Consider the following 22,699-nt stretch of genomic DNA (forward strand, 5'->3'; position numbering starts at 1 on the left):
GTTAGTATTTGCCATTAAACTGTCATAAATAGTCAATATTCTACGCGCATATGATTTTAGGGATTTATTTATGCGCGCCTCTACATTTACCCGCTTACTGGCTGTTTTGTTAACTCTCGCAAGTGTTTTATTAGCTATGACTCTACTTTGGGCCAGTCAAACTTTACTTAAACTAGAGCAGCAAGACGGTGCATATAGACAGCTTAAAAATACGATTATGGTTGATCTAGCGAGCTATCTAAGTAATTACTTAGCACAAGGCGATAGCCAATACTTAACACAAGCCTCAAGTTTAATCTCGCAAGTAGAGCAAAAACAGTTAACGCTATTACCAGCAGCTTTTAAATCACAACTTACTGAGCAGTTAATTACTCTAAATAATGATATAAACGGTAAATATAGAGCCTTGGGTAAGCTCTCTGGTAACGAAACGGCTTTACTTGATAATGCGCTAAGGCAAATGGCTGGTTCGGCATCCTCGTTAATTAATTATGCGCGCTCAGCTTCGGATAATAGTCACAACACGCTTAGTTATTATAAATTGGCCAATGAGTATTATAGTGAAGTGATTAACTTATCATTATTTAGTTATCAACTGGTGCTAGATTATCAGCAGAGTGTAGAGCAGAGCTTGCAACAAAGCGTGAAAAATTTAAATGTATTAGCAGCAAAAATAGAGCAGCTACCAAACTTAGGTGTGATGGATAAAGTAGATGAGTATAGTTTATTTATTGACGAGCAAAGTGAAGATTTAGCTACTGATATTAAATCAGAATTAAGTAGTTGGCCAAATCGCTATCCTCGGGATTTAACCAGTACATTAACTCAGGCACAACAACGACAGACGGGGGCCGATGAATTGCGCACGCAGCTTAGTAATTTATCTAAAACAGTGATAAATGCAGAGCAAGCACTAAAAACACAACAAGATAATTTAAAGCAGCAAGTATTTTGGGTGTTTTGTGTTGCTATTAGTGGACTCGTGATACTTGCTGGCGGTGTTTATATTGTTCAGCGTAATCTGGTACTTAATCCTCTTCGACGATTGCGCGACGGGTTTGCATTTTTAATTGAAACGAATGAGTTTAAAAATATTGTCAGTAGCAATCCAAAAACAGAGGTAGGGGAAATAGCCCAATACTTTAATCAGTTAATTGAACGCCAGCGCATAGAAGCACAAGAGCGAGCGCAAATGCTAAAAGTAGTGAATGCTTTTATGCAGCAAATGAGTACACACTTACAGACGATTGAGCAACAAACCACTACGAGTTATGGGCAAGTGGAACAGAATCAGTATTTACTAACCGATATTCAGCAGATTGGAGAGCAAGTTAATGATATTAATACACAAGTAGCTGATAACGCACAAAGTACCTTTAGTGCCATGGAACAAAGCTTAGGATTTGCGCAAAGTATGTTAAGTGCGAGTGCCGATACACAGGCACGGGTTGAACGCAGTATACAAAGCTTACAAGAACTGCTTAATGGTGTTGAAGGCGTAAGTAAAATTATAGAAGTAATACGTAATATTGCAGATCAAACCAACTTACTTGCGCTAAATGCAGCAATAGAATCAGCTAGAGCAGGTGAGCATGGTCGCGGCTTTGCAGTAGTGGCAGATGAAGTTAGGCAATTGGCACTGCAAACGCAAGGCTCGCTGAGCGAGATAAATGGGCAGCTCACCATACTGAGTGAAAACTCACGGCTAGTTGCTACGCAAATAACAGCATTAACCCAAGGTGCTCAATCGCAAACGCAAAATGCCCAAGAACTTAAGTTAAATTCGGAAGCGGTGGCAAGTAATGCAAAAAATGCTAATAAAGTAGCGTTTGAGGCGATGAAGCTTGCTAAGCAGCAAAGCAATTTATTAGATAACTTTAGTCAGTCAATGGCTGAAATGAAGGGGCAAGTAAGTGAGTCGAGCTCGTTGGTGGATGATATACGACATCAGCTACAACAACAAATTCATTCGATTAAAGGGGGCCTGGGGTTGTAATAAATTAGCTTTAGCGCTCATCTTATATCATGCTCTAAATTCTATGTGCTAAGCTGTATGCTGGTTTTATTTTATAAAATGAAGGATTTATAATGATTGTACAAGGTCAAACTATTCCCTCGGTTACGCTAAGCCAGTTAACCGACGATGGTATGCAAACACTGACTAACAGTGAATTATTTGCAGATAAAAAAGTTGTATTGTTTGCAGTCCCTGGTGCGTTTACACCTACCTGTTCAAATGCACACTTACCTGAGTTTATTACTCTGGCAGATAAAATAAAAGCAAAGGGCGTTGATGCAATTTATTGTGTATCGGTAAACGATGCGTTTGTTATGAAAGCATGGGGAGCATCACAAAATGCACAAGAAATAGCCATGCTGGCAGACGGCGATGCGAGCTTTACCAAAGCATTAGGCCTTGATATGAATACGGCAGGGTTTGGCGGTGTGCGTTCAAAGCGTTACGCAATGATCGTGGAAAATAGTGTAGTAACCGGTTTATTTGTAGAGCAAGAAAAAGAATTTGTGGTTAGTCGTGCTGCTGCTGTTTTAGAAAAGCTATAGAATAAATTAGCGATTTGAAAATACAAAAGCCGATGTTGATGCAACATCGGCTTTTTGCAATTATTGCTTATTAAGGCTGATATTGCCCGCTAAGTGTTAAGCCCGAGAAGGTTTTATACGCGTTAACACTTAAGTGCCACGTACCCGCTTGTGGGCTTGAGAAAGTACAGGTTTCGGCATTACCATTTTTATATGGACGACAATCGTAACTCGATGTCGTGGGCTGACTGCCAAACTTAACAAACAAATCAGCATCGCCTGTGCCACCGCTTGTTGTTACTGTAAATGTAGCCATACCTGCTGGCACGTCTAGTGTGTAATGCTTCCATTGACCTGCATTAGCACTCACATCGCTTACAGTGCCACCACCAGCTTGAGGTGTGCCTGAGCCCCCGCCCGAAGCTGCTGTAATATTACCAGTTAAGCTGATCCCAGAATAGGCAGAATAACCTCGTAGCATCACATGATACGTACCTGATGTAGGGTTATCGATTGAACACTCTTCGTTGTTACCACTTTTGTAAGGGCGGCAATCGTATGTAGAGGTTGTTGGCTTACTGCCAGAGCGCACGTATAAATCGGCATCACCAGTGCCTCCACTCATAGTGAAAGTGACATTAGTTGCGCCACTGGGCACTGTCATTGTATAAAATGTTTCTGAGTTAGTTGCGCCGCTTAAACCGGTTTGAGTTTCGCCATCAAGAAGTTCATTACCACTTGGTGGTGGTGCAGTGCCACCACTTGCAGCAGCTACGGCAGCTGCTGCATCAACAATACCGGTACCACAGCTAGTACATGTGGCTGGGAACGAGCGGGTGGTTGTTTTTAAAATATTTTCGATTTCATCGGGAGTAGCATTCGGCTTTGCTTGTTTTATCAGTGCCGCTACGCCAGCAACATGGGGGGCTGCCATTGATGTACCCTGCGAAAAACCGTAGCTATCACTAGAAGGGGTTGACGAACCGGCGTTATAAGTGGATAAAACACCTTCAGAATCGTTAGCAAAACTTTGCGCACCACCCGGTGCGGCAACATCAATATTACTACCGTAATTAGAGTAATAAGCACGACCGCCATTACGGCCAACCGAGGCTACATTTACCACGCCATTACAGTTGCCTGGGTTATAGTTTGCTGAGTTATCGTTATCGTTACCGGCAGCAATTACCACTACTGTGCCGTTATTACGTGCGGTGTTAATAGCACTTTGTGTTGTAGAGCTACATGAGCCACTGCCCCCTAAGCTCATATTTATTACATCTGCAGGATTGGCATTTGCCGGTAGCCCAGATACATTGCCACCAGAAGCCCAAATAATACCATCAGCAATATCAGAGGTTAAACCGCCGCACTTACCTAGTACACGTACAGGCACTACTTTGGCGCCGTAAGCAACCCCAGCAACACCCTCACCATTATTAGTAACTGCAGCAACAGTACCCGCTACATGTGTGCCGTGCCAGCTAGAGTTTTGTGCACCGTTAGTACCACATTCATTGGCAGCAACCGCATCGCCCGGATCGCGGGCATCGCTATCGCGACCATTGCCATCATTAGCCACCGATAAATTCGAGATCATATCGTAACCGGGTAAAATATTAGCGTTTAAATCAACATGAGGGCGATAGCCTGTATCGAGTACAGCAACAACAACACCGCTACCAGTGGCTGTATCCCACGCGGTAGGTAAGTTTAAGCCGCCAGCTTGTTCATAATAATGCCATTGGTCGTCAAATCGTGGATCATTAGGCGTTGCAAATGGTTGCAGCATTTGATCGACTTCAATGTATTCAACATTGCCAGATTCAAGCATTTCTTGCATAAATTGCTGTGCTTCTTGTGCATTTAGCTTTTTACTTGCACGCATTACATGGTGATTATTAAGTGCCATGGCACGAATATACTTCGCTTTTACTTTGCCTTTTTTAGAGGTGTAATTTTTAACAAAGCTCTGCGCTTTATTTTGCATATTCGATTGGCTTACATCTGTGTCTGTAGCTGCAAAGCTAGCTAAATCATTAGTGTTATTTTTATATTTAATAATGAATTGTGTTTCAAAACCAGTTTGATTTTGTAATTTAGCTGTTGTTTCTGCCATTGATGGTGCAATTGCTTGTGCAGGAGTTGCAATACTCGATGTTGCAGCAAATAGTGAGCTGATAGTAAAGGCTATTGCACACTTTTTAAATGATTTACCTGTTGTCATGATTATCCTTAGTTTTTATTTATTATTTCGTAGCACAAATCCACGAAGTGGGTACAAAGGTAAATGATCTGTTAAATTAATTGAAAGATTAATTACTTATTAGCTTCTTTCATTTGGTTATAACCTTGTTATTAGCGGGTTTGTAGTTACTTTATACTTTTTATATTTATAAATATAAGTATAAGTAACTAGTTTTAAATTTGAGTATTAATACTTTTATTTTTATTTGTTGTGCAATTGAAAATAATCAATTCGATGTCCAGCCGGTGCATAAATTTTGTTATAATCAAAAAAAATTAATGAGATAAATAAATGACCCAAGTAGATGTGATAGTAATAGGTGCGGGAGCAGCAGGCTTAATGTGTGCAGCGCAAGTAGGATATCGTGGCCGTAGTGTTACAGTACTTGATATGGGCAAAAAGCCAGGTCGAAAAATACTCATTAGTGGCGGTGGGCGCTGTAACTTCACCAACGAAAATGCCAGCCCTAGTAATTATTTGTGTGGCAACCCTCATTTTGTTAAATCATGTTTAAGTCGTTATACCCAACATGACTTTATTGAACTGGTAGATCGTCATGGTTTAGCCTATCACCACAAAACACTAGGTCAGCTTTTTTGTGATAATAATGCTCAAGACATTGTTGATATTTTACTTACTGAGTGTGAGTGGGCGGGGGTATCTATAAAGTTGCGTAACGAAGTAATCAGCGTTTCAAAAACTGAAACTGGTTATAGCGTAGTAACCGAGCATGAAACATTTTATTGTGAGTCGTTAGTGATTGCTTCAGGTGGTTTAACTATGCCTAAGCTTGGCGCAACACCCATTGGCTATAAAATTGCTGAGCAGTTTGGCTTAAAAGTATTACCGACCATGGCGGCACTTGTACCATTTACTTTGCATCAGCACGATAAAGAACGTTTTGAAGCGCTTTCAGGTATAAGTATTTTATGCGATGTTACTAGTGAAGATGGCACTGCATTTAAAGAAAACATTTTATTTACCCATAGAGGGTTATCGGGCCCTGCTATATTACAAATAAGCTCATTTTGGCGCGCCGGACAGGCGGTAACTATTAATTTATTACCCGAAACAGATTTAAGACAACAGCTAGCCGATTGGCGTGAAACGCAATCCCAAAAGTCGTTAAAAAATAGCTTAGCCACTATTTTACCTAAACGTTTTATTGAAGTTCTTCATGAGGGGAAAGCAATTCCTGATTGTAATATTAACCAGCTAACACATAGCCAAATTGACGAGTTAGTTAACTATATACATGCATGGCAAATTAAACCAAATGGCACAGAAGGTTACAGAACAGCGGAAGTAACGTTAGGTGGTGTAGATACCGATGAACTTAGCTCAAAAACCTTTGAAGCAAAAAAAGCACAAGGCTTATATTTTATTGGCGAAGTAACCGATGTAACCGGCTGGCTAGGGGGCTATAATTTTCAGTATGCGTGGAGCTGTGGTTTTGCTGCTGGGCAGTATGCTTAATATTTTAGGAACAATAAGTTAGCAGTTACAAGGTTAATTTAGTTTATTGGGTTTAACCGCTGATACTTTAGAGCTAACTTTTAAATAGCAGCGGATTTACTTAATGTGTTTTCATAGCGAGTTTTGGTTAAGTTGTCGCTAGCAACACAGACCTGATCTCGCCCTTGTAATTTTGCTTTATAAAGCGCTTTATCGGCACGCTCTAAAAGATGCAAAGCAGTGTCGTCAACATGCGCTTTAGCTATACCAATACTGATAGTTAACGCTCTATTGTCGATTAAATGAGTGGCAATAAACGCTCTGAGCTCTTCAGCTTCGTTAATTGCGTTATCTAGGCTGCTATCTCGAAGAATAATAGTAAACTCTTCTCCGCCCCAGCGTGCAATTAATGCACTATTTGTAAGCTTGTTTTGTAAAATATTGGCAAACTCACTAAGCACGTTATCACCCGCTAAATGGCCATAAGTATCGTTTACTTTTTTAAAGTGGTCTATGTCGCAAATCATCACTATATTTGATTTTCGCTCATTATTATTTTCACTCAATAATTGCGACAATTCAAAATCAAATTTTTGCCTGTTATATAACCCGGTGAGCTTATCGGTTTCGGCTAGCTGTTTTATTTCGGCATTGCGCTTCGAAAGATGAGAGTAAGCCGAAAAACGCGTTTTTTCATAAAACCTAAATAATAAAACATGCGCAATAGACACTTCAATAAAATTAAATAATGCAGATAAACCTATGGTAATTGATAGTTGTTGCTGTAAGTAAACTAGATAGGCACAAATACCAAAAGCAATGCTACTTAATATACTTCCCCAATTACGCCCAACTAAAAAAAGTAAAAGGCGGAATAAGTGTTGCCCAAAATAATGAATGAGCATGACCCTTTGCCGATACTATAAAGAGCATTATTAAGCCAACTATCATTAATGCAACAACCCAAGCAGCTTTACTAACCTGAGCTGTTTTATTAAACCATATACAAATACTTAATGACGCTATAAGTCCTAAGGCATCAATAAGTGCAATATCGTAACTCGAAAAATAAAAAACATTTAGTAAGGTTAAAATTAAAAAGTAGCAGCAGCAGATTAATAAAGAATGTGCAATTAAGCGTGTTCGCCAGTAATCCTTATGATCTCTAGGGTATTGCGGAAATTCTTTATACCAAAAATGTAGCATCAACTAACGACTTAATAATTATTAATTAATTCAGTATTGTCTATTTATTATAAAGTGGGTAGTTAATATTAAAAAATTTATCAGATACAAATAAGTTTAGTTATGCAGTATCAAAGAAGCAATAATACTTACCCCTATTGTTTTTAAAACACCTAAGTTAATTAGCTATAGTGAGTCTATATTTTTGCATTTTACTGTTAGGTTTATCAGGGATTGTCATTTCGATTAAACCATCGTCAATAGCCGGTTTTAGGTAGCATGCTCTAAAATGTTTTCGATCTTTTAAGTTGAGCTTATTTTGTAAATCTTTTCTATTTAGTGCATTGTCAGCTTGCTGCAATACTTTGATTAGTGCATTTACTTGAGGGGTCTGTGAGCTTGTATTTTGATTAGAATCAACTTGAGGGGTTTCTTGTGGCGATTCTTTTTTATTGATTGATAATAAAGAGCTTTTTAAACTTTTCGTAGCTGCTAGTATATTTTCAAGCATGTATTCTATGAATACTGAAGAGTCGCCAGATGCTGTACTATTACAGATTGTTTCGTTGTATTTATCCATGCTTTGAACCACGATACCCTCTATAGAAAGTGTACTAAATATGCTATTCCACTGATTCAGCATTAGCATTTGCCAGATACACCCAATATGACAATTGCCGTTAGTAAAGGGATGAATAAATTGTAGTTCATAGTGAAAAACACAGCTAGTAATTAAAGGATGTTGTTCAGTAGTATTTAACCACTCGAATAGATCTGCCATCATTTGTGGAATGCGTGATGCTTGAGGAGTCATCTTAATACTATGAGTACGGTAACTACCGGCTTCATTAGATAAGGTGTTCATTAGTGTTTTGTGAGTTGTTAATAAGTCAGAACAGTGCTTAATATTTTTATGCTTAAGCTGGTTATAAATATCAATAATATTATTTGTTTGTTGTGCTTCTTTTAAGGGGGGCGTGGTTGTATTTTTTTGCATGATATTACTGATTTGAGATTCAGTTAAATCGGTGCTGTTAATCGCCAAAGAGTCTTTAATATACTTTATTTTATTGAGCTCTTTATATTGCTGTAATTCATATTCAGTATATAAAGTTGATATTTTACCTATAGTCTCGCTTATGTCAGCAATACAATGGATAATTTTTGATGTAATAGTAAATGGTGGGGTAAAGTAGCTCATATTAATAATGTTTTTTAAGTTTTTTAATTCAATTAATAGAATACGCGAACTGTCGTTAAATGTCAGTGCTATTAAATTTTAATGGTGGGCCTTTTAATGGGATTTAAGTATGTTTAGTATTTTTTAAGGGCAATAAAAACATATTTACTTTTATACAGAGTTAACCATTTAAAACCCCCGATAGACTTAAATCTATCGGGGTTTTTATCATTTATTTTTACTCTTGTATAAATGCTTCGCCTTCTTTCATCCACTTTGCGGCGGGTTTGCCTTTTAAGTAATGATCAAAGTACTGCATCATACGAATCGAAAAATCGACTTGATTAGGAAACTTTTTCAAGTGATGAGGTTCGCCTTCATACTGTAAAAAAGTGGCATCTTTACCCGCACGGCGCAGGGCTAAGTAATACTGTACCCCTTCGTGCCAAGGTACAGCGTCGTCTTTATCGCCAAACATAATTAAAATAGGAGTGTTTACTTTATCGGCAAAAAATACCGGTGAGTTTTCTATGTATAATTCTGGCGCTTCAAAAAGGTTTTTACCAATGCGGCTTTGTCCTGTTTCGTACTGAAACTGACGCGCTAAGCCCGATTTTAAACGAATGCCACTATAGGCGCTGGTCATGTTAGACACGGGAGCACCCGATACAACCGCTTTAAACATATCGGTTTGAGTGATCATAAAGGCACTTTGGTAGCCTGCCCACGAATGACCTTGTAAACCAATTTTATTTTTATCAGCAATGCCTAAATCAATGAGCTTTTGCGTGGCGTTGATCATGGTTTGCGTTGATGATTTACCTGGGTGGCCTATTTCAAAACGAATGTCGGGTAAAAATACCGCGTAACCGTTTGAGGTAAACATAGGGAAGTTAGGGCGGTGGTTTAATTCCATTTTAGGAAAGTCGTACATGCGCTGGCTCATATAACGGTAAAAATACACCATTACTGGTACTTTTTCGCCTTTTTTGTAACCCGCAGGTTTAATTAGTACGCCTTGTAAGTCTTCGCCATCAAAGCCTTTGTAGCTTATGAGTTCTGGCTTTTCGCCCCAGGCAAAGTTACTTATTTGTGGGTTAAGTGTAGTCACTTGTTGCGGAGCACTGAAACTAAAGTCAGTTTGATAAAAGTCTGGAAACTGATGGTACGCTTGCTCAGTAAATAGGTATTTATCGGCATTTTTTGCTTTTTTAACTAAATCAAAACGTTTATTACCACTGAGCACTTTAGTTACTGTGTTGGTGGTTAAATCAAGCTTAGCTATTTCACTTTGCTTAGTTTGTAAGTTAATAGCCGATATAAGCAATGTTTCGTCTTTTTTAAAGCCAACTTGGCTTTTATCAAGTTTAATAACGCGATATTGAGTATTGGTTTGTTTACCATTAGTTAAACGTTTTGCCTGCTGGCTATTTACATCAAACGCCCAAATATCGTACTTACTGTAAGCAAGTAGTTGGCTGCTATCTTGATTCCAACCGGCAAAACCATAACCTGGTTGGGCTGAAGGGTAGTCGTGCTTGTCATCAGCAAAAGTAGCTTGAATTGCACGTGTAAGCGTAGTGACTTTATTATTTTTTAAATCTTTTAGTTGTATATGGTTATCGCTAAAGTAGGCGGCAAACTCGCCATTAGGTGCCAAACTTGGTTTAAACGGGTAGTTACTAACAATGGGAGTGTGTTTACCTGTATTAATATTTACAGCAAAGTAGTCAGCAAAAAAGCCGCCATACATTATTTTCTCAAGGTATGGGGTATCAGTATAACCAAGCAGTGATGTATCGCGCTGCGGATTAAGCGCAACCTCTGGCATGCTCACAGTACTTAGCTGGATAACTTTTTGCGAATTTATGTGGTACACCGCGCTGTAATGGCGGTTTTTGTTTTTTTCGTTCCACTGCTGCTGTTCACGCGGTTTTATTTGCGCGTCGTTGTTATGCCATACTTTTAAGCCTTTATGCTCTCGTATAGTGTCAAAGTCGTATAGTGAGGCTTCGTCGCTATACTCTTTAGCTTTTACTTTAGCGGCTAGTTTAGGGCGATTTTCAAAATATAAACGCTCGCCATTTTCAGACCATATTAACGCGGCGGTTTTACCTATTCCCCAATCTTTGTTGGGGGAGTTAATCGTTGTTAGCTGCTCATTTTGCCAAAGTTGTAAGCTGTAGTTACGACGGCGCATGTCGTCGTTAACATAGTTACCTAACGTAAATGCTACGCTTGCCTCAGTCGAGTGCCAGGCTATTTTATTGGCCACAACACCAGGTTCATCTATGAGTACGCTGCTTACAAAGTCGTTTAAATTAAACAGTGCTATTTGATTGTTGTTACCATCGCTGTAACTCTGGCTAACTAATAGTTGCTGGTTAGTTGCGCTAATACTGTAGTTAAATACATCTGCAATTGTGTGGCTGCGTTTATTGCTTAAATTTACAATAACCAGCGGATAGGTTTTATCTTCTTTGTCTGGTGTGATGGCGCTATCGTTTTTACTAGCATGAGTGCTGGTACTTTCATCCTCGGCTTTTTCATCATCGCCTTTAGCTGCTTTTTGATCTAAGCGATAGGCAAGCCAAGTTCCATCGTTTGATAACTTATAGTCTTTCACATTACTAAAACTTTGTTGCTCGCCTGTTTGGGTATTTACTAGTACCAGGTTGTTTTTTAGAGCATCTTTTTTCTTCGTGGTTTCTTGTTCTAGTAGCGTGGGTACTTGGGTAAATGCGACCCAGTTAGCAGCTTTATTAATAACAGGCTTAGTACCACGCGGTACTTCTGCAATTAAGCTATTACCGCTTAGCGAGTAAACTTGGCCAGTGGCATCACCACGATACGGGGTTGCACTGAGCGATAAAATACGACCATCTTCAGAAAGTTGTGTTGCTTTGGCTGATTTAAAATCAAACACATCGTTAAATTGTAGCGACTCTTTAGCGTAAACTGTGGTGCTAGCTACGCTGACAATAAGCGCAGAGCTTAAAAGGGTGAGCTTTGTTTTCATTATAGGTTCTCGTTTTTTAGCGTTATTTTATTGTAACGAGTTTTGTCTATAATTCGAGTATATACGACAAGTGGTAGCAAAGCAGAGTTGAAAGGCTGAAGGTGAAAATTTAAAAACCTTGCAAGCGTGGCTCACAAGGTTACGTGTGTTGAATTTGGAGTTTATAACCAGATTTTTTGTAGCTCCGGCCATTGTTTTTCAAATTGTGCGCTTGGCTTAGTACTAAAATTACTGCGTACAAACTGATTCATTTTACCTTCAACATAGGCAAGTAAAAAGTTGGCTAGGGTTAGCTCGTCACTTTGAAAGTTTTTACCTTCACGCAGCTTTCTCTCGCGCAGCACTTGTTTAAATTGGGTCTCAAGTTTTTCAAAGAAACTTTGCACTCGTTCACGTAACCGCTCTTGCTCACCTTGCAATGCGTCGCCGGTTAAAATACGGGTAATACCAGGGTTCTTTTCAGCAAACGTTAGCAGTAAATGTAAAATATTATAAACGCGGGCTTGGCTTTCTTTTTCGTTTTCTAAAATAAGATTTATACGAGATAAAAGCGTGTCTTCAATAAATTCTATTAAGCCCTCAAACATACGTGCTTTACTAGGAAAATGACGATACAACGCTGCTTCCGATACACCAACCTCAGCGGCTAGCTTTGCTGTGGTAATACGCTGGCCGGGACTGGTTTCTAACATTTGTGCAAGTGCTTGCAGTATTTGCTCTTTGCGATTACTTCTTTTTGTCGCAGGCATGAACATTCCTTTTTTATTAGTTATCTTTTAGCAGGAGCTAGTCATTTTGATTCAAATGTTTAAGGCGCGTTTATATCTAGAGTTAAACAAATTTAAACTCTTAAAAGTAAACGCGTGTTTAGCATGTTAATGTTTTATTCAGTTTGTTTCCAGCTCTTTTATATTCTCTGAGCGAGCTGTTGGATCACTGTTAGCGCAATTGCTGTTTTGCTATTTGTTGGTAATTCAAGCTGTTCATTATGCCAGTACAGGGTTAGCGCATTATTGTCAGCGTTAAACCCAAGATCACTTTGTGATACATCGTTAGCGCAAATCATATCCAGGTTTTTATTTTTTAGTTTGCCTTTTGCGTAGTTTGCTACATTTTGTGTTTCTGCGGCAAAACCAACAGTGTAAGGGCGGTTTTGCTGTAAATTAGCTACGTGTGCAATTACATCCGGGTTTTTAACTAAAGTAAGAGTAAGCTCGTCGCCTTGCTTTTTCATTTTTTGTGCTGCAACGGTTGCTGCGCGGTAGTCGGCAACAGCTGCGCAGCCAATAAACGCATCTGAGCGCGGTGCGTAGTTGAGTGATTCGTTTAATAGCTGCTCGGCGCTTTCTATGTTGATCAAATTTACGCCAGCAGGGGCTTTTATAGTCACCGGGCCTGAAATTAAATTAACTTTAGCGCCAAGTAATAAAGCGGCCTCAGCAAGTGCGTAGCCCATTTTTCCTGAGCTGTGATTAGATATAAAACGTACCGGGTCAATGGCTTCTCGGGTCGGGCCTGCAGTTATGGTAATGGTTTTACCTGCAAGTAACTGAGGTTGCTCTTTTGCAATACATAAAGCAACTAGCTCATGAGGCTCTAGCATGCGCCCAGCGCCTACATCGCCACAAGCTTGCTCACCCTTTCCTGGGCCCCAAATAAGCACGTTACGTGCTTTAAGTGTGGCTAAATTAGCTTGTGTAGCAGGGTGAGCATACATTTGCTGATTCATAGCCGGTGCGATAGCGACTTTAGCCGGAGTTGCAAGTAATAAGGTAGTGAGTAAGTCATCAGCAATGCCCGCCGCCATTTTAGCAATAATGTTGCTGGTGGCTGGGGCAACTAAAATTAAATCGGCCCACTTGGCAAACTCAATATGGCCCATAGCAGCTTCTGCTGAAGGGTCGAGTAAGGAGTCTGCAACCATTTCACCGCTCACAGCTTGCATAGTTAAGGGGGTTATAAAATGTTTTGCTGATTCAGTCATAACTACTTTAACACTACAACCATGCTCTTTTAAGCGTCTAACCAGTTCTGCGCATTTATAGGCCGCTATACCGCCGCTAATTCCCAGCACTATTTTTTTATTAGTTAAATTAATCATGGTTGTCCATCAGCCTTATTTAATATTAGGGCTAAAATAACAAATCTTGACCCGTTCAGCTAAGCTTTTAAGATGAAAATAACAGGCTAATTTTCAAATTTGCATTACAGTTAATATATAAGCCGATTTATCAAGGATGAATAATGCAACTAACCTCACTTCCTAATTCGCAGCGTCCCCGCGAAAAGCTAATCGAAAAAGGCGCAAAAGCGCTCAGTGATGCTGAATTGCTTGCCATATTTTTACGCACCGGTTTGCCGGGTATGAATGTGATTGAGCTTGCCCAACATTTACTTAATGAAAACAAAACGCTACACAATTTATTTAATGCCAGTATGGAAGAGTTTTGTGCGCAAAAAGGGTTAGGTACAGCTAAGTATGTGCAGTTGCAAGCGGTGCTTGAGCTCAGCCAGCGTTATATGCAGGAGCGTTGCCAGCGCGATGCTATATTTAACTCGCCAAACGCTGTATATGATTATTTAACCTTGCAAATGCGTGGTTTGCAGCAGGAGGTATTTATGGTGCTGTATCTTGATAGTCAAAATCGCTTAATTAAAGATGAAATACTTTTTTATGGCACCATTAATTCTGCCAGTGTATATCCACGAGAAGTGGTAAAAGCGGCACTTAAAAATAATGCAGCAGCGGTTATTTTTGCGCATAATCACCCAAGCGGGATTGCCGAACCGAGTCAGGCCGACAAACTTATTACTAATAAATTGCAACAAGCGCTGCAATTGGTAGATATAAATGTGCTGGATCATATTATTGTTGGAGGAGAAACCTGTGTTTCTTTTGCTGAACGAGGTCTTATTTAGCTTTACTTTTACAGAAAAGTACTAAAAACGAGCAGTTTAGTGTGTTTTGGCAAATTAGTTTAATTTAAATGCAGTTTTTACTTTCCCTATGGGCTTTCGATCTTTATAATTAGCCGCTATCAAATTTGCACATGAGCTGATTGGATGAGATCAGTTATTTGATCTTCGCCTGTAAAAGCTGTATAAAGAGCGCCCTTCGATTTATCTCTAGGGCACAACTACATGGCCTTAGGGAAAATTAAGCTCGAGCTAAGTTATTGGAGATATATAGACATGGCTAAAGTATGTCAAGTTACAGGTAAGCGTCCTGCGGTTGGTAATCACCGTTCACACGCGAGAAACGCGACTAAACGTCGTTTCCTACCTAACCTACAAACACACCGTTTTTGGGTTGAAAGTGAAAAACGTTTTGTAACATTACGCACTACTACTAAAGGTATGCGTATTATCGATAAAAAAGGCATCGACACGGTTCTTACAGAAATCCGTGCTCGCGGCGTAAAAGTTTAAGGATCTGAATCATGCGCGATAAAATCCGTTTAGTTTCAACTGCCGGTACTGGTTTTTTCTACACTACCGACAAGAACAAACGTAACATGCCTGAGAAGATGGAAATCAAAAAGTTTGATCCAAAGATTCGTAAACATGTTCTTTTTAAAGAAGCTAAAATTAAGTAATTTTAGTTTTCTATTAGAATGTAAAAACCCAGCTTATGCTGGGTTTTTTGTTTTTAATTTACGCAAAATATTAGCTTAACGCTTTAATATTGTCCTTGGCTTTAGCTTTGAGCCCGCTTCTAATCGCTGTAATATATCAGTGCTTACCCCTCAATTAAAACCTACTCGTTTGATTATCAGCGTATTAAATTAATTTTCCTAAGTGAGTACTTATTTACTGTGGGGCTATTTTACATAAAGGCTTGCATAGGAGTATAATGCTGCGCTCATTTAGTTTATGGTTGTCTTGTCTTCAACTCAGGCTGTAGGAATTGCCATGGAAAGTTGGTATTTAGTTGTATGTAAACCTCGCCAAGAAGAGCGTGCGCAGGTTAATTTAAAAAACCAAGGAATAGCGTCATTTTTTCCAAAGTTAACTACTGAAAAGTTAGTTAAAGGACGCCGCACTGTTAAGCAGTCTGCTTTATTTCCTGGTTATGTATTTGTGTGTTTAGAAGCTGAGAATGGTAATTTTTTTGCAGTAAAAAATACTCGTGGAGTAAGTGGCTTTGTAACTTATGGTGCTGCATATCAGCGTGTGCCCGTTGAGTTAATTAATCAGCTTAAAGCAGAGCGTTCGCACTCACATGAATCGCAAGTCCCTAAAAGTGGTGACTTGGTGAGTGTCAATAATGACTCATTTAAAAATATTGACGCTATTTATAAAGAGCCTGATGGCGATATGCGCAGTATTTTGTTTATTAATTTACTTAACAAACAAGTAGAAATTAGCGTGAGTAATCAAGCAATAAGCAAAATCTAATAAAAAAGGGGAAGTAATAAATTACTTCCCCTTTTTTATACATGTTTATAGCAGTAATTAAACCTTAAAGTTCTCTACTGATAACCTAAGCTCTTCTGCTAGTTTTGCTACTTCTGAACTTGAAATAGTCGTTTGTATTGCGCCCTCAGCGGTTTGTTCGGCTATAGCAACAATAGATTCTAAACGCTCACTTATTTCTTGTGATACTTGTTGTTGCTCTTGCGCTGCCGTTGATATTTCTTCACTCACGTTATGCGCTTGCGATACAGCTAAAGTAATTGAATCGAGAGCGCTGCTTGCTATATCGCTTTGCTTAACACACGACACGGCTTGTTGTTTACCTTTTTCCATGGCCGATACAGCGGCTTCTGCACCGCTTTGTAGTGACTCAATCATAGATTGAATCTCTTGGGTTGATTCTTGTGTTTTACTTGCCAGAGAGCGTACTTCATCTGCTACTACAGCAAAGCCTCGGCCATACTCACCGGCACGCGCTGCTTCAATCGCAGCATTTAATGCTAATAAGTTTGTTTGATCAGCAATACCGCGAATCACATCTAATATACTACCAATCGATGCGCTGTCTTTGTGTAGCTTATTAATAACGTGCGATGCTTCATCAACTTCGTAAGCTAGTTGCTCAATAGTGGCTTTATTTTGATTTGAAATATCTTTAACGCGCTCGGCTTCTTTATCGGCATTTTTAATCTCATGTAACGCCTGCTGAGCGCTATTACTTACCGTTTGTGATGTACTGCTCATCTCGGTTGTTGCTGTAGCCGCCTGTTCAACTTGTGCTTGCTGATTACGAATTGCTTTACTTGATTCGCCAGTAATTGTTGAGGTTTGCTCTGATGCTGCTGCAAGCTGAGTTGAGCGTGAAATAATGCCTTTAATTAAACTGCGAAGGCTATCAATTAAGGTATTGCAGCTTTTAGATAGCTCACCAAACTCATCTTTAGCACTGTCATTTAGGCGCTGCGTCATATCGCCACTTGCTACAATATCTAAAATGCGGTTAACTTCAGCCAGTGGTTTAGTAATACGATTAACCGTAACGACTGCTACGATAATTGCAATTATGGTGGCTATTATCATGCCTATCCAAGTCCACAAGTTTGCAGAGTCTACGTCGCTGCGCACCCCTTTTTGCAATGTAAAAGCAACATCGCTGGCTTGTTTTACAAGTACGTCAATTTGATTTAGCGCTGTTTTAGTTGCTTGTTCAGACTCTGCTAACTGACGTTCAATAAGGCTAATTGCATCGATTAGGCGCTTTTTATTCGCAGCGAGGCTATTGTTACCTATAATATCGCTCTCTAGTGTGTCTACGTACTCTTTTAGACTATTGTATAAACCACCATGACTTTGCTCTATGGCAGGTTTAATTAATGCCATGGTGCGGGTCACTTCTTCGAAATAGTATACTTGCTCGTTCTTTACAATCTCTAGAGTGTCTAGTGTTTTAACTGTTAGCATGTCGGTGCTGTTGCTTACTACAGACATAAAGTTATTTTCAAGGTTATTAGCAGCTTGATAGGCACGAGAATGGCTTTGCTCTAAGCCGTTTATATCAATAATGTCGAGTACAATAGAGTTTGCATCTTCTGCAGCAAGCTCTATATTCTCTAGTTGAGTTTTTAATGTTTTTTGCAGAGTTAGCTGTCTCGCTTTATCGGCAAGTAAGCTCTCTACTGTGTTTAAAAAGCTTAAATAGGTTGCTTCAACTTGTTGGCTGCTTTTATTTAATAGCGGGTCACTTTCAACCACCGTCTGTAACTCACTATGTAGTGTGTTGAATAATTGCTTTTGTTCGAGTACTTGATTTTTTATAGGTTCTAGTTGCTCTGCAGAAGAGGTATAAAAACTAGCTTGAGCAGCTTTGCTCATTAAAATAAACTCGGCTTGTAATTCAGCGCTTTTATTTAAAGCGGGCAGCGACAACTGATTTACCTTTTGGGTGGAGCGATCAATATTTGCTATTTTTATTAAAGAGTTACCGCCAATTATTAAAAGCAGAAGAGTGATGAAAATAAATCCACCCCAAATACGCTGGCTCACTGTTAAATTCATACGGATTTCCATTCTAAAGTACGTCAGTTAAAACTTATCGGCTTGTATTGCAATAAGTTAAGTAATTAAAGTTAATTTTAATTGTTTAATCTGTGTTGATTGTTTTTAATTAAGCAATGGTCATGCGTAGCTTTAATTATAGGGGTGCTATTTTTGCTACTAAATATAATGCCAACTTAATGTGAACAGGTTGTAATTGTAAAATTTCAACCTGCATCATTAAACTTAACAGATGTATTACTTTATTTCAGTTTATTTAGACGAAAGTTGTGATTTTTCTATGGTTTTTTGTTTGTTTTTTAATTCTACTAGGGTCATAGCGCCCCCCCAAACACATCCGGTGTCTAAGGCTAATAAATGATTATGAGGTGTTTTACCATTTAATGCTGCCCAATGGCCAAAAATAAGCGTTTGCTTAGCTGTTGTTATTGCTGGATGCATAAACCAAGGGGTTAAGTTATTGCCGCTTGTTACTTCCCCTTTTGCACTTAAGTCGAGTTGATTATTGGCAGTTAAAAATCGCATACGGGTAAAGTAGTTAACTATGTATCTAAACTTTTCATAGTCATTAAGTTCATTAGGGTTATTAATGGGGTGAGGTTGGTACATGTTTGCAAAAAAGTCATGCGCTTTAGGCGAGCTGTAACAATGCTGAGCAAACTGAGCATGTTGTAAGGCTTGTGCTATCGACCAGTCAGGGTTGAGCCCAGCATGGGATATAAAGCTATTGTACTGCTTAAGGTAAAGTGCCAAAGGCTGAGTTTGTAAAAATGCAATATAGTGGGGGAGTTTAGTGCTATTGAATACAGCTGCTAATTTATCATTAGGGTTGGGTGGTTTATTAAGTAGATAGCAGGCAATCAGGTGTAAGTCATGATTGCCTAGCGTAACTGTAATGCTATTTTGGTATTTGTATAAGTACTCTAAACAGGCTAGTGAGTCAGGGCCTCGAGCGACTATATCGCCCACCAAGTAGAGATGATCTTTACTTGGATTAAAGTTAACGCGTTGGAGTAACGCGTTAAACTCGTTAAAGCAGCCTTGCAAATCACCTATTGCGTAGTCAGCCATGCTTATAGTGTACTAGTGCAGTATGTTAGGGCAGGCTAAACGAAACACGTTAATAGGCGCTTTAAACTCAGTGCCAAACTCGTTACGTAACGTATAATGCCCTTGCATAGTACCTACAGGGGTATCTAGTATTGCCCCACTGGTATATTTATAACTTTCGCCGGGTGCTATAACCGGGTTTTCACCGACCACACCTTCGCCTTGCACTTCAATTTCTTTGCCATTTGCATCGGTAATTAACCAATAACGGCTCAGTAATTTAGCGCTACACAAACTGTGGTTTTTAATGGTTACAGAATAAGCAAATACAAACTTTTCGAGTTCAGGTTGCGACTGCTCTTCTACATAAAATGTTTCAACAGATACCTTTACAGGCGATCCAATATTACTGCTTGTTGTCATAAATCCAATTTGCTATATCAATAAATTGTTGTAACGATAAGCGCTCAGCACGCAAAGTAACATCTATGCCAATGCTGGTTAGCTCATCTGCAGTTAGTAAGTTGCTTAAACTATTGCGTAGTGTTTTACGACGCTGGTTAAAGGCTTCTAGGCAAACGTTGTTTAAAATTTTCACGCTTTTTGCAGTGCGTTGTTCAGGCTTTTTAGGGATTAAGCGAATAACCGCTGAATCAACTTTAGGCGCTGGTTTAAAGCACTCAGGCGGTACTTCTATAACCGGCATTGCATTACAGTAGTACTGGGTCATTACGCTTAAACGACCAAAGGTTTTGCTCCCCGGGCCTGCAACCATGCGTTTTACTACTTCTTTTTGCAACATAAAGTGCATGTGCTCAATATTGTCTGCAAATTCAAAAAGATGAAATAGTAACGGAGTAGAAATGTTATACGGTAAGTTACCAAACACTTTTAGTTTTTTGTCATCTCTCACCAAGCTTGCAAAATCAAAGGTCATTGCATCGCCTTGGTTTACGGTTAATTTAGGCCCCAAAAATGGGTGCTCAATTAAACGCTGTGCCAAATCTTTATCTAATTCTACAACCGTTAAATGGCCGCTTAATTCGGCTACCGGTTCAGTAATTGCGCCAAGGCCTGGACCAATCTCTACTAGGTTATCTTCTGGTTTAGGATCGATAGCGCTCACTATTTTACCGATGATCATGTCATCAAATAAAAAGTTTTGTCCAAAACGTTTACGGGCGCGGTGTCCTAAATGTACTTTATCGGTCATTGATTTTGTGCTTTTTCTTGGGCGAGCTTAATTGCTTCGCGGATCGCTAATTCAAAACTGCCAACATCAGCAGTGCCTTTGCCTGCTAAGTCCAAAGCAGTACCATGATCTACTGAGGTGCGGATAAATGGTAAACCTAAGGTAATATTTACCGAGTTACCAAATCCCTTGTATTTTAGCACAGGTAGCCCTTGATCGTGATACATAGCTAATACGGCATCGGCTTCATTTAGATATTTATCTTGAAATAAAGTGTCGGCAGGGAGTGGACCAATCAGGTTCATACCTTGGTTGTTAAGTATTTCAAGTGTTGGAATAATGGTATCTATTTCTTCACGGCCTAAATGGCCATCTTCACCAGCATGAGGATTTAAACCACAGACTAAAATACGCGGCTTTTCTATACCAAACTTAGTTTGTAAGTCGTGGTTTAAAATACTCGCTACTTTGATTAGCCGATCCTCTGTAATAGCACGCGATACATAGGCAAGCGGAATATGCGTTGTTACCAGCGCTACTCTTAGGCCTTGCGTAGCAAGCATCATTACTACATCTGCGGTATTCGACTGTTGTGCAAAATACTCGGTGTGGCCACTAAACGAAATACCGGCTTTATTAATAATGCCTTTATGTACTGGGCCGGTAACAACTGCTGCAAAAGTGCCATCCATGTTTTTTTCACTGGCAATACGCAAAGTGTCTAATACGTATTGGCCATTAGCATCGTTAAGCACACCTAGCTCTACAGGCTCAGCTACATCTACTTGATGTAGGTAAAGGCTTCCTGCTGGTGCAGGCGTTGCTGCAGCGTGCTGATCAAACTCTATTAGCTTTATACTTAAGCCTAAATGTTTAGCACGTTGCTTAAGCATATTCGCGTCGGCAATGGCTACAAGCTGTGCGTCCCAAGTTTGTTGGGCAAGTTTTAACAGTAAATCTGGACCAATGCCCGCAGGCTCACCTGGGGTAATTGCGATACGTAATGTCATAGTTATTCGTCTATTGGGAAAATTTCAACATGGGCTTGTTCGCGCATTTCTTGCTGCCAGTTAAAGCTTTCTTCTTTAAATTTACGATTAAATAGCATGCCATGGGCGCGGTTGCGTTTAGCTTGCTCGGTTTTATCAGCTACACGGGTATCGAGTAACTGCACAATATGCCAACCGAATTGGCTTCTAAATGGTTCGCTAATTTCATTTTGCTTAAGTGATAATAAAGTATCTCTAAAGGCAGGAACATAGCTAGTTGGATCGGCCCAATCGTACTCACCACCTTTAAGGGCTGAGCCTGGATCTTCTGAGTATTCTTTAGCAAGTTTTGCAAAGTCGGCTTTATCAGCGCGTAAGTCTTTTACAAAACCGGCAAGCATACTACGTGCTTTTTCTTCACTTAAAATAATAGATGGCTTGATTAAAATATGACGTGAGCGAGTTTCAGTTGTTTCTACAACTTGACGACCACGAACATCTTGAACTTTTATAATATGAAAACCAGCACCAGAGCGTAGCGGACCAATAATAGCGCCTTGCATTTTACCTTTTACGGCTTCAGCAAATAACGACGGCATTTCGTTAATGCCCATCCAACCTAGTTGTCCACCTTCAAGTGCTTGAGAGCCGCTTGATGATGAAATAGCAATGCGTTTAAATTCTTGCTCGTCATTAAGTAATTCAATTACTTTGTCTGCGCGCGTTTTAGCTGACGCAATTTCATCGGCGCTAGCATCACTAGGAATATCAATTAAAATATGGCCAATGTCATACTCTTCTGCGTTTTGACCTTGGCTATCCATAATTTTTAGTAAGTTATCTACTTCTTGCTCGCTTACATAAACACGGCGATCAACATTGGCGCGCATAACTTGTTGCGTAGTGATCTCTTTACGAATTTCTTCACGGTATGCTTGAAAGCTTTCTCCCGAGCCCTCAATAGTACGACGTAAATCTGCAATGCTACCGCCTTGCTCTTTAGCCATACTTGCAAGTGTTTGATCTAGTTGGCTGTCTGAAATCTCTAACCCCATACGCTCAGCCATTTGTATCATGAGTGTTTGGTTAACTAATCGCTCTACGGCTTGAACACGTAATGTTTCGTCTTTAGGAAGCTCCTGACTCTGCTCTTCAGCTTGCTTTTTAACACGGTTAACTATGGTGTCCACTTCACTTTTTAAAATAACCCCTTGGTTGACTATGCCAATAACTTTGTCGATTTCAACCGGAGCTGCAAATGCGCTTTGGCATAAGCTAATACTTAAAACTGCTGATGTTAATAATTTTTTTAAATTCATATTCTTTTTACTACTCTTGCTAATAGTACTGTTGTGATCCTAGGGAATAC

Annotated in this window: 20 protein-coding genes; 7 read left to right on the top strand and 13 right to left on the bottom strand. The window is 39.5% G+C overall.

Features of this window, described 5'->3' with window-relative positions:
- Nucleotides 1-70: 70 nt before the first annotated feature.
- Both CIK86_RS00260 and CIK86_RS00265 read left to right on the top strand, forming a co-directional pair.
- A complete protein-coding gene (locus tag CIK86_RS00260; RefSeq protein WP_086997682.1) occupies nucleotides 71-1,996 on the top strand; it encodes a methyl-accepting chemotaxis protein in 1,926 nt (641 codons plus the stop codon).
- A gap of 92 nt (nucleotides 1,997-2,088) precedes the next feature.
- Nucleotides 2,089-2,562 (top strand): peroxiredoxin, encoded by a 474-nt coding sequence (locus CIK86_RS00265; RefSeq protein ID WP_086997685.1) that lies wholly within the window; start codon nucleotides 2,089-2,091, stop codon nucleotides 2,560-2,562.
- Between the two features lie 70 nt (nucleotides 2,563-2,632).
- On the opposite strand, the gene CIK86_RS00270 is transcribed toward CIK86_RS00265, so the two are convergent.
- The gene (locus CIK86_RS00270) at nucleotides 2,633-4,768 is read right to left on the bottom strand and encodes a S8 family peptidase (RefSeq protein WP_086997688.1); all 2,136 of its coding nucleotides are present in this window, start codon (nucleotides 4,766-4,768) and stop codon (nucleotides 2,633-2,635) included.
- 312 nt (nucleotides 4,769-5,080) lie between these two features.
- On the opposite strand from CIK86_RS00270, the gene CIK86_RS00275 reads away from it, so the two are divergent.
- Nucleotides 5,081-6,265, top strand: coding sequence for an NAD(P)/FAD-dependent oxidoreductase (locus CIK86_RS00275; protein WP_086997691.1), 1,185 nt, complete (start codon nucleotides 5,081-5,083; stop codon nucleotides 6,263-6,265).
- Between the two features lie 80 nt (nucleotides 6,266-6,345).
- Here CIK86_RS00275 and CIK86_RS00280 read toward each other — a convergent pair whose 3' ends face one another.
- The 6 genes from CIK86_RS00280 to coaBC form a co-directional block, all read right to left on the bottom strand.
- On the bottom strand, nucleotides 6,346-7,149 hold the full coding sequence (locus tag CIK86_RS00280) for a GGDEF domain-containing protein (protein ID WP_343251995.1): 804 nt from the start codon (nucleotides 7,147-7,149) through the stop codon (nucleotides 6,346-6,348).
- Nucleotides 7,088-7,450, bottom strand: coding sequence for a hypothetical protein (locus CIK86_RS19485; RefSeq protein WP_343251996.1), 363 nt, complete (start codon nucleotides 7,448-7,450; stop codon nucleotides 7,088-7,090). The genes CIK86_RS00280 and CIK86_RS19485 overlap by 62 nt, the downstream gene beginning before the upstream one ends.
- Nucleotides 7,451-7,607: 157 nt before the next feature.
- The gene (locus tag CIK86_RS00285; RefSeq protein WP_086997694.1) at nucleotides 7,608-8,630 is read right to left on the bottom strand and encodes a Fic family protein; all 1,023 of its coding nucleotides are present in this window, start codon (nucleotides 8,628-8,630) and stop codon (nucleotides 7,608-7,610) included.
- 217 nt (nucleotides 8,631-8,847) lie between these two features.
- A complete protein-coding gene (locus tag CIK86_RS00290) occupies nucleotides 8,848-11,628 on the bottom strand; it encodes a prolyl oligopeptidase family serine peptidase (RefSeq protein WP_086997697.1) in 2,781 nt (926 codons plus the stop codon).
- Between the two features lie 161 nt (nucleotides 11,629-11,789).
- A complete protein-coding gene (gene slmA / locus CIK86_RS00295) occupies nucleotides 11,790-12,377 on the bottom strand; it encodes a nucleoid occlusion factor SlmA (protein WP_011329292.1) in 588 nt (195 codons plus the stop codon).
- A 158-nt stretch (nucleotides 12,378-12,535) separates the two neighbouring features.
- On the bottom strand, nucleotides 12,536-13,729 hold the full coding sequence (coaBC, locus tag CIK86_RS00300) for a bifunctional phosphopantothenoylcysteine decarboxylase/phosphopantothenate--cysteine ligase CoaBC (RefSeq protein ID WP_086997701.1): 1,194 nt from the start codon (nucleotides 13,727-13,729) through the stop codon (nucleotides 12,536-12,538).
- 143 nt (nucleotides 13,730-13,872) lie between these two features.
- Here coaBC and radC point away from each other — a divergent pair, with 143 nt between their 5' ends.
- The 4 genes from radC (at nucleotide 13,873) to rfaH (ending at nucleotide 16,026) form a co-directional block, all read left to right on the top strand.
- The gene (gene radC, locus CIK86_RS00305; RefSeq protein WP_011329290.1) at nucleotides 13,873-14,547 is read left to right on the top strand and encodes a DNA repair protein RadC; all 675 of its coding nucleotides are present in this window, start codon (nucleotides 13,873-13,875) and stop codon (nucleotides 14,545-14,547) included.
- Between the two features lie 273 nt (nucleotides 14,548-14,820).
- Nucleotides 14,821-15,057, top strand: coding sequence for a 50S ribosomal protein L28 (gene rpmB / locus CIK86_RS00310; protein WP_041454777.1), 237 nt, complete (start codon nucleotides 14,821-14,823; stop codon nucleotides 15,055-15,057).
- An 11-nt stretch (nucleotides 15,058-15,068) separates the two neighbouring features.
- Entirely contained in the window at nucleotides 15,069-15,224 is a 156-nt protein-coding gene (rpmG, locus tag CIK86_RS00315) for a 50S ribosomal protein L33 (RefSeq protein ID WP_004335545.1), read from the top strand.
- Nucleotides 15,225-15,540: 316 nt separating this feature from the next.
- Nucleotides 15,541-16,026, top strand: a complete 486-nt coding sequence (gene rfaH / locus CIK86_RS00320) for a transcription/translation regulatory transformer protein RfaH (RefSeq protein WP_086997703.1) — start codon at nucleotides 15,541-15,543, stop codon at nucleotides 16,024-16,026.
- Between the two features lie 57 nt (nucleotides 16,027-16,083).
- On the opposite strand, the gene CIK86_RS00325 is transcribed toward rfaH, so the two are convergent.
- The 6 genes from CIK86_RS00325 to surA form a co-directional block, all read right to left on the bottom strand.
- Entirely contained in the window at nucleotides 16,084-18,099 is a 2,016-nt protein-coding gene (locus CIK86_RS00325) for a methyl-accepting chemotaxis protein (protein ID WP_086997706.1), read from the bottom strand.
- A 252-nt stretch (nucleotides 18,100-18,351) separates the two neighbouring features.
- Nucleotides 18,352-19,170 (bottom strand): symmetrical bis(5'-nucleosyl)-tetraphosphatase, encoded by an 819-nt coding sequence (locus CIK86_RS00330; protein WP_086997709.1) that lies wholly within the window; start codon nucleotides 19,168-19,170, stop codon nucleotides 18,352-18,354.
- Nucleotides 19,171-19,182: 12 nt separating this feature from the next.
- Entirely contained in the window at nucleotides 19,183-19,572 is a 390-nt protein-coding gene (apaG, locus tag CIK86_RS00335) for a Co2+/Mg2+ efflux protein ApaG (protein ID WP_011329284.1), read from the bottom strand.
- Nucleotides 19,556-20,362, bottom strand: coding sequence for a 16S rRNA (adenine(1518)-N(6)/adenine(1519)-N(6))-dimethyltransferase RsmA (gene rsmA / locus CIK86_RS00340; protein WP_011329283.1), 807 nt, complete (start codon nucleotides 20,360-20,362; stop codon nucleotides 19,556-19,558). The genes apaG and rsmA overlap by 17 nt, the downstream gene beginning before the upstream one ends.
- Entirely contained in the window at nucleotides 20,359-21,351 is a 993-nt protein-coding gene (gene pdxA / locus CIK86_RS00345; protein WP_011329282.1) for a 4-hydroxythreonine-4-phosphate dehydrogenase PdxA, read from the bottom strand. Before pdxA ends, rsmA begins: the two co-directional genes overlap by 4 nt.
- Before the next feature lie 2 nt (nucleotides 21,352-21,353).
- A complete protein-coding gene (gene surA, locus CIK86_RS00350; protein WP_086997712.1) occupies nucleotides 21,354-22,649 on the bottom strand; it encodes a peptidylprolyl isomerase SurA in 1,296 nt (431 codons plus the stop codon).
- Nucleotides 22,650-22,699 lie beyond the last annotated feature (50 nt).

It is taken from the genome of Pseudoalteromonas sp. JB197, assembly GCF_002332205.1.
GTDB lineage: Bacteria > Pseudomonadota > Gammaproteobacteria > Enterobacterales > Alteromonadaceae > Pseudoalteromonas > Pseudoalteromonas nigrifaciens.

What these genes read in the sequence shown, in the direction of transcription:
- CIK86_RS00260 (WP_086997682.1), top strand. Translation starts at nt 71, where the DNA reads ATGCGCGCCTCTACATTTACCCGCTTACTGGCTGTTTTGTTAACTCTC.
- CIK86_RS00265 (WP_086997685.1), top strand. Translation starts at nt 2,089, where the DNA reads ATGATTGTACAAGGTCAAACTATTCCCTCGGTTACGCTAAGCCAGTTA.
- CIK86_RS00270 (WP_086997688.1), bottom strand. Translation starts at nt 4,768, where the DNA reads ATGACAACAGGTAAATCATTTAAAAAGTGTGCAATAGCCTTTACTATC.
- CIK86_RS00275 (WP_086997691.1), top strand. Translation starts at nt 5,081, where the DNA reads ATGACCCAAGTAGATGTGATAGTAATAGGTGCGGGAGCAGCAGGCTTA.
- CIK86_RS00280 (WP_343251995.1), bottom strand. Translation starts at nt 7,149, where the DNA reads ATGCTCATTCATTATTTTGGGCAACACTTATTCCGCCTTTTACTTTTT.
- CIK86_RS19485 (WP_343251996.1), bottom strand. Translation starts at nt 7,450, where the DNA reads ATGCTACATTTTTGGTATAAAGAATTTCCGCAATACCCTAGAGATCAT.
- CIK86_RS00285 (WP_086997694.1), bottom strand. Translation starts at nt 8,630, where the DNA reads ATGAGCTACTTTACCCCACCATTTACTATTACATCAAAAATTATCCAT.
- CIK86_RS00290 (WP_086997697.1), bottom strand. Translation starts at nt 11,628, where the DNA reads ATGAAAACAAAGCTCACCCTTTTAAGCTCTGCGCTTATTGTCAGCGTA.
- slmA (WP_011329292.1), bottom strand. Translation starts at nt 12,377, where the DNA reads ATGCCTGCGACAAAAAGAAGTAATCGCAAAGAGCAAATACTGCAAGCA.
- coaBC (WP_086997701.1), bottom strand. Translation starts at nt 13,729, where the DNA reads ATGATTAATTTAACTAATAAAAAAATAGTGCTGGGAATTAGCGGCGGT.
- radC (WP_011329290.1), top strand. Translation starts at nt 13,873, where the DNA reads ATGCAACTAACCTCACTTCCTAATTCGCAGCGTCCCCGCGAAAAGCTA.
- rpmB (WP_041454777.1), top strand. Translation starts at nt 14,821, where the DNA reads ATGGCTAAAGTATGTCAAGTTACAGGTAAGCGTCCTGCGGTTGGTAAT.
- rpmG (WP_004335545.1), top strand. Translation starts at nt 15,069, where the DNA reads ATGCGCGATAAAATCCGTTTAGTTTCAACTGCCGGTACTGGTTTTTTC.
- rfaH (WP_086997703.1), top strand. Translation starts at nt 15,541, where the DNA reads ATGGAAAGTTGGTATTTAGTTGTATGTAAACCTCGCCAAGAAGAGCGT.
- CIK86_RS00325 (WP_086997706.1), bottom strand. Translation starts at nt 18,099, where the DNA reads ATGAATTTAACAGTGAGCCAGCGTATTTGGGGTGGATTTATTTTCATC.
- CIK86_RS00330 (WP_086997709.1), bottom strand. Translation starts at nt 19,170, where the DNA reads ATGGCTGACTACGCAATAGGTGATTTGCAAGGCTGCTTTAACGAGTTT.
- apaG (WP_011329284.1), bottom strand. Translation starts at nt 19,572, where the DNA reads ATGACAACAAGCAGTAATATTGGATCGCCTGTAAAGGTATCTGTTGAA.
- rsmA (WP_011329283.1), bottom strand. Translation starts at nt 20,362, where the DNA reads ATGACCGATAAAGTACATTTAGGACACCGCGCCCGTAAACGTTTTGGA.
- pdxA (WP_011329282.1), bottom strand. Translation starts at nt 21,351, where the DNA reads ATGACATTACGTATCGCAATTACCCCAGGTGAGCCTGCGGGCATTGGT.
- surA (WP_086997712.1), bottom strand. Translation starts at nt 22,649, where the DNA reads ATGAATTTAAAAAAATTATTAACATCAGCAGTTTTAAGTATTAGCTTA.